The organism is Streptomyces sp. 150FB (assembly GCF_000818195.1).
Taxonomy (GTDB): Bacteria; Actinomycetota; Actinomycetes; order Streptomycetales; family Streptomycetaceae; genus Streptomyces.
Genome location: NZ_JTHL01000001.1, coordinates 4050915 through 4057417, shown reverse-complemented (window position 1 = coordinate 4057417; position 6503 = coordinate 4050915). Strand labels below are relative to the sequence as shown.

Annotated in this window: 6 protein-coding genes and 1 pseudogene; 5 read left to right on the top strand and 2 right to left on the bottom strand. The window is 70.8% G+C overall.

Features of this window, described 5'->3' with window-relative positions:
• The 4 genes and pseudogenes from QR77_RS17290 to QR77_RS17275 form a co-directional block, all read left to right on the top strand.
• Positions 1-374, top strand: a pseudogene (locus QR77_RS17290) (alpha/beta hydrolase); the annotation flags it as partial.
• Between the two features lie 150 nt (positions 375-524).
• A complete protein-coding gene (locus tag QR77_RS17285; protein WP_040028144.1) occupies positions 525-1850 on the top strand; it encodes a histidine kinase in 1326 nt (441 codons plus the stop codon).
• Positions 1847-2506 carry a response regulator transcription factor gene (locus tag QR77_RS17280; protein WP_040022766.1) on the top strand — a complete coding sequence of 220 codons (660 nt, stop codon included), beginning with the start codon at positions 1847-1849 and terminating at the stop codon, positions 2504-2506. Before QR77_RS17285 ends, QR77_RS17280 begins: the two co-directional genes overlap by 4 nt.
• A 107-nt stretch (positions 2507-2613) precedes the next feature.
• Entirely contained in the window at positions 2614-3198 is a 585-nt protein-coding gene (locus QR77_RS17275) for a Uma2 family endonuclease (RefSeq protein ID WP_040022764.1), read from the top strand.
• Positions 3199-3263: 65 nt separating this feature from the next.
• Here QR77_RS17275 and QR77_RS17270 read toward each other — a convergent pair whose 3' ends face one another.
• The gene (locus QR77_RS17270; RefSeq protein ID WP_040022762.1) at positions 3264-4886 is read right to left on the bottom strand and encodes an ABC transporter permease; all 1623 of its coding nucleotides are present in this window, start codon (positions 4884-4886) and stop codon (positions 3264-3266) included.
• Entirely contained in the window at positions 4883-5779 is an 897-nt protein-coding gene (locus QR77_RS17265) for an ABC transporter ATP-binding protein (protein ID WP_040022760.1), read from the bottom strand. The genes QR77_RS17270 and QR77_RS17265 overlap by 4 nt, the downstream gene beginning before the upstream one ends.
• A 107-nt stretch (positions 5780-5886) precedes the next feature.
• Between QR77_RS17265 and QR77_RS17260 the strand changes: the two genes are divergently transcribed.
• Positions 5887-6366 (top strand): MarR family transcriptional regulator, encoded by a 480-nt coding sequence (locus tag QR77_RS17260; RefSeq protein WP_052488836.1) that lies wholly within the window; start codon positions 5887-5889, stop codon positions 6364-6366.
• Positions 6367-6503 lie beyond the last annotated feature (137 nt).

Here is a 6503-nt window from a genome sequence, read left to right as displayed (position 1 = left end):
TGCCCGCCCCGCCACCGCTGCGCGGTGTGGTGGCGCTCGCGCCGATCGCCGACCTCGCCTCCGCCGACGAACTGGGGGTGTGCGGCGGCGCCGTACGCCAACTGCTCGGCGACACCGTGGAGTTCAAGCAGCGCATGGCGAGCGCCGACCCGGCGGCGCTGCTGCCCACCGGGATCGCCACGGCGCTGGTGCAGGGCCGCACCGACCTCACCGTGCCGGTGGCGGTCTCGGAGGCCTTCGTGGACGCGGCGGCCAAGGCGGGCGAGACGGTCGGCTGGACGCTGCTCGAAGACGTCGGGCACTTCCCGCTGATCGACCCGTCCGCCGACGCGTGCGCCGTGGTGGCGGAGGAGATCGCCCAGCTCGCCTGGTGAGCGCGCCCGGCTGGAGCCGGGGGGAGAGAGGCCGAGGCCGTCTCCATGCCAAGGGGGGCGGGCGAGGGTTACGTAGTACCTGGGGCGGACGGCGAAGGATCCGCTTCGCTGGTGACGCCCCCGGTTGCCGTCGCCCCCTACCGTGGCCATGTGACCGAGACAGATACCGGGAAGACCCGGAGCCCCGAGTTCCGTCTGGCCGTGGACTCCCTCGGGGGCCTGCGCCAGGATCTCTTCCGCGATGCCTTCGCCTACCGTCCGCTGAGGCAGATGCGTACCGACGGACCGATCACCCGCAGGCTGCCGGGCCGGATACGCGACTTCGCCGCCTGGACGCCGCACGCGCTCATCGTGGTGGGAGCGTTCATCGCGCTCTGCGCCGGCTACTTCGACTACGGGCTGCTCGCCAGCCTCCTCGCGGCCGGACCCGTGCTCCTGGTCATGGTCAGGCCGGTCGGGGCGTGGTGGCTGTGCCTGTTCTGCTCCGGCTTCGTCGCCCTCTTCGGCGGCAGGAGCGAAGGCGTCCCCTGGGCGGCAGGCTCCTTCACCGCCTACCTCATCGTGATCACCGTGGTCGCTGTCCGCAGCCGGCCGCGCACCGCCGCCTGGCTCTGGGTGCTCACCGCGGTCTACGCGCTGGTCAGCGAGAACGTCCTGTCCATCGGCGACAACCCGTCGACCAGCGCCGCCATGCTGTTCGTCTCCGCGCTGGTGCTGCTCACGGTGACCGCGCTGAACATCCGCCGTACGGCGAAGCAGGAGGTCGCCGCGCAGCAGAACGTCACCGCCTTCGAACGCGACCGGCGCACGCTCCTGGAGGAGCGCACCACCATCGCCCGCGAGCTGCACGACGTGGTCGCGCACCACATGTCGGTCGTCGCGATCCAGGCGGAGGCCGCCCCGTACCGCGTCGAGAATCCGCCGCCCGAGCTGGAGCAGGCGTTCATCACGATCCGCGAGAACGCCGTCGCCGCGCTGACCGAGCTGCGGCGCGTGCTCGGCGTCGTACGGGCGGAGGACTACCAGGCGCCCGACGCCCCGCAGCCCACCCTCGCCGACCTCGAAGGGCTCCTCAGCAACGTCAGGGACGCGGGCCTGACCGTGGAGAAGACGGTCACCGGCGCGGTGCGCGAGCTGCCGCAGGGCGTGGAGCTGTCGGCGTACCGCATCGTCCAGGAGGCGCTGAGCAACGCGCTCCGGCACGCGCCGGGCGCGACGGCGGGCGTCGAGATCTCGTACGTCCTCGGTGGCATTGGCCTGCGGGTCGTCAACACCGCGCCGCGGGGCCTGGTCAAGCCGTCGCCGGGGGCCGGCCACGGGATCACCGGGATGCGGGAGCGTGTGACGATGCTGAACGGCGAGATGACGGCGGAGCCGACGGAGAGCGGCGGTTACGAGGTGGCCGCCTTCATCCCGGTCAGCACGGTCCAGGACGAGAAGCGCGACAGCGCGGCCGACAGGGAGAAGAAGGCGTGACGATCAGAGTCCTCATCGTCGACGACCAGGTGATGGTCCGCGAAGGCTTCTCGGTACTGCTGAACGCGATGCCGGACATCGAGGTGGTGGGCGAGGCGGTGAACGGCCGCGAGGCCGTCACCCAGGTCGCCGTCCTGCGCCCGGACGTCGTGCTGATGGACATCCGGATGCCGGAACTCAACGGCATCGAGGCGACCCGCGAGATCGTCGCCGCCGACGCCACGGCGAAGGTGCTGGTCCTGACCACCTTCGACCTCGACGAGTACGTCTACCAGGCGCTGCGCGCCGGAGCGTCCGGCTTCCTGCTGAAGGACGCGTCGGCGCGCCAACTGGCCGACGGGGTACGGGTGGTCGCCTCCGGCGAGGCACTGCTCGCGCCGACCGTCACGAAGCGGCTGATCACGGAGTTCTCCAAACTCTCCGAGACCCCGCGCGCACCCGCCCTCGCCCGGATAGGTGATCTCACGGAGCGCGAGACGGAGGTCCTGGTGCTGATCGCACAGGGCCTGTCGAACGCGGAGATCGCGGAGCAACTGGTGGTGGCGGAGTCGACGATCAAGACGCATGTGAGCCGCGTCCTGGTGAAACTGGGGCTCCGGGACCGCACGCAGGCGGCGGTGTTCGCGTACGAGGCGCGGCTGGTCACGCCGGGCTAGGCACGCCCGGGGCCGGTGATCACTCGCATGAGTGATCGCGCACCGGTATGCCGTACGGACGCGCCCCGGCTCGGTCAGGCTGGTGTCCCCCTGACAGGAGGTGCACCATGACAACCATGGTGGAGCGCGGTTCGCAAATGACGGTGGACGAGTTCGAGAGGTTCGCCGCCGTGGAGTCCGAGACCGTCAGGCTGGAGTTCATCGGCGGGCGGATCGGAGTCAAGAAGGTGACGGACGGGGATCACGGCGCGATCACCATGTGGCTGGTTCGCCAGTGCATGCAGGCGCGCCCGGAGCTTGATCTGGACCCCACGCAGGGGCTCAAGATCGACAGGTACCGCCAGGGCCGTGCCCGTCCGGACGGCACACTGGCACCCGTCGCGCACTTCGCCGGACACGGGGACTGGGCCGACCCGGCGGGTGTGCTGATGACTGTCGAGATCACGTCGTACGACTCCGACACCGGCAAGCGCGACCGTGAGGAAAAGCCGTTCGCCTACGCTGCCGCCGGCATCCCGGTCTACTTGCTGATCGACCGCGACGCCGGCACCGTGACCGCGCACAGCACCCCTGACCCGGTCGCGGGGGCCTACCGGGACCAGCACATGGTCCCGTTCGGCGAGCGGATCACCATCCCGGATCCGGTCGGCATCGAACTCGACACGGAGATCCTCAAGAACTACGCACGCTGAATCAGGTCCGTGGGAAGGCCGGTCTTGTCCACAGCCTGTGGACAAGACCGGCCACCCGCCTCCGCTCAGCTCAGCATCGACCGCCGACGCAGCCCCGCCAGGCCCCCCGCCACCAGCGCGACCGCGATCCCCGTCAGCACCAGCGCCGGCGTCCACGCCATCTCCCCGCCCGGCAGCTTCGGCAGGTGGCCGAACGGCGACAGGTCCATCAGCGCCTGCGGCAGATTCAGCGCGGGCCCGATCCAGCCGAGGGCCAACGCCAGCCCCGCCACCGCCCAGCCGGCCACCGCCGCCCTGGGGTACGCCCCGTACAGCAGGACCACCAGCGCGCCCAGTACCCAGACCGCGGGGAGTTGCACCAGGGCGGCGCCGAGGATTCCCGGCAGATTGTGGCCGTAGCCGAGGAACAGGCCCAGGCCGCCCAGCACCATGATCAGTACGGCGCCGCCGAACGCGATCACCAGGTACCCGGCCGCCCAGCGCAGCCGGCCGACCGCGCCCGCGAGTACCGGCTCGGCGCGCCCCGAGGTCTCCTCGCCGTACAGCCGCAGCACCGAGGCGACCACGTACAGCGCGGCGACCATGCCGAGCATGCCGGTCATCGCGGCGAGGAACGAGTCGGTCAGGCCCTGCTGCCCGCCCATCCGCTCGATGATCTGTCTGGTCTGCTCGTTCCCGCCGACCAACTCCGTCGCGCCGTCCGTGATCCCGCCGAACACCGCCCCGGCGGCCAGGAAGCCGATCCCCCACCCGAACAGGCTGCCCCGCTGCAACCGCCACGCGAGACCGGCCGCCGAGCCGAGCCTTCCCTCCGCCGGTCCCGGCCTCGCGGACAGGAAGCTCATGCCGATGTCGCGGCGGCCCGTCAGTGTGTACGCCACGCAGGCCTGGACGGCGACCGCCGCGGCCATCACCAGCAGCACCCACCACCGCTCGTCGGCGTACGCGCGTACGTTCTCGGCCCAGCCGAGCGGCGACAGCCAGGTCAGTACGGACGAACCGTCGGCCTCCCCGGCGTCGCCCGCCGCCTTCAGGATGAACGCCGCGCCGACGACCGCGGCGGTCAGGCCCTTCGCGAGCCGCGCGCTCTCGGTGATCTGCGCGACGATCGCCGCCGTACACGCGAACAGCATGCCGACCCCGGCCACCGCGAGCCCCATCGCCAGCGAACCCGTCCCGCCCAGCCCGGAGTTGGCGAGTGCGCCCATGGTGGCCACCGCCACCGCCGCGTTGGCTATGAGCGCCGCCAGCAGCGCGGCGGTCAGTGGCGCCCCGCGCCCCACCATCGCCGACGACAACAGCTCCTGGCGGCCGGTCTCTTCTTCCTCCCGGGTGTGCCGTACGACGATCAGCAGGCTCATCACCGCCGCGAACGCGGCGCCGAACGCGACCACGCGCCAGGACGTGAGCCCCCCGATGGAGTTGCTGAACATCGGTCCGTACAGCGCCCGCAGCGAACCGTTCGCCGTCATCGTCCGCTGGAGCTCGGCGCGTTCGGCCACGGTGTCGTACAGCGAGCCGAACGACGAGGCCACCGAGGCGAACGAACCGCCCACCACCACCGCCCACACCGGGATCATGACCCGGTCCCGCCGCAGGGCCAGCCTCAACAGCGGCCCGGTTCCGGCGAGTCGGCGCGATCCGCCCGTACGGGCCACCGGCATCGCACCGGCCGTCGTCGCGGTCATCGCGCCCCCACCTCGTCGGCGGCGTAGTGACGCATGAACAGCTCCTCCAGCGTCGGCGGCGTACTGGTCAGCGACCGGATCCCCGACTCCGACAACGAACGCAGCACCGCGTCCAGTTGGTCCGTGTCCACCTGCAACGAGATCCGCTTCCCCTGCACGTCCAGGTCATGGACGCCGGGCAGCCGCGCCAACCCGCGCTCCTCGCCCACCAGTTCGGCCCTCACGCTGGTACGTGTGAGATGGCGCAGCTCGGCCAGCGACCCCGACTCGACGGTCACGCCCTTACGGATGATGCTCACCCGGTCGCACAACGCCTCGACCTCGCTCAGCACATGGCTGGACAGCAGCACGGTCCGTCCCCGCCGGCGCTCCTCGATCACGCACTCCTGGAAGACCTCCTCCATCAGCGGATCGAGCCCCGACGTCGGCTCGTCGAGGATCAGCAGATCCACGTCCGAGGCGAAAGCGGCGACCAGGGCGACCTTCTGGCGGTTGCCCTTGGAGTACGTACGCCCCTTCTTCGTGGGGTCCAGCTCGAACCGCTCCACGAGCTCGGCCCGCCGCGCCTTGTCGAGCCCGCCGCGCAGCCGCCCGTACAGGTCGATGACCTCGCCCCCCGACAGGTTCCGCCACAGCGTCACGTCCCCCGGGACATAGGCGATCCGCCGGTGCAGCTCGACCGCGTCCCGCCACGGGTCCCGGCCCAGCAACTGCGTCGCGCCCGAATCGGCGCGCAGGAGCCCGAGCAGCACCCGGATCGCAGTGGACTTGCCGGCCCCGTTGGGCCCCAGAAACCCATGGACCTCACCAGCCTCGACGGCCAGGTCAAGACCGTCCAACGCGTGCGTCCGCCCGAACGACTTGTGCAGTTGGGCGACGGTGATTGCCTTCATGTTTCTGAACGTACGCTACTTTCACTAATGTGTGAAGTTAAGGAAGCGTCAAAAGCCGTCGGTTAAGATCGGTGGCGAGTACCACGAGCAGGGGAGACGATGGGCCGATGAGCAACCCGCCGCAGGACCCGGAAGCGGTGTCGCGCTTCGTCGAGCGGTTCGCGGGCGAGCTGGTGGAAGGCGGCATGCAGAGGGCTGCCGCCAGGGTCTTCGCGGCTCTGCTGTCCTCGAACGACGCGAGCATGACGTCGGCGGAGCTGAGCGAACAGCTCAAGATCAGCCCGGCGGCCGTATCAGGCGCGATCCGCTACCTCAGCCAGGCCGGCATGGTCAGCCGCGAACGCGACCCGGGCTCCCGCCGTGACCGCTACCGCCTCCAGAGCGAGCTGTGGTACTCGACCTTCACGAGCCGCGACTCCCTGCTGCTCCGCTGGGAACGCGTCCTGCGCGACGGCGCGGAATCACTGGGCCCGGACACCCCTGCGGGCGCGCGGCTGGCGGACACGCAGGCGTTCTTCGAGTTCGTCCACGCCGAACTGGAAGCACTGATGGTCCGCTGGCGAGCCCAGCGGGGAGCGATGCCCTAAGTTGTGGCCGGGTCGTGGTTGCGCTTGTTGGTCGTGTGCCGGGCGCGGTGTGCCTCGCGGCGGGCGGCCGTGGGTTTGGGCGGTGCGGTGGTTGCGGCCGGGTCTTGGTTGCGGTCGCGGTTTCGGTGCCGGGCGCC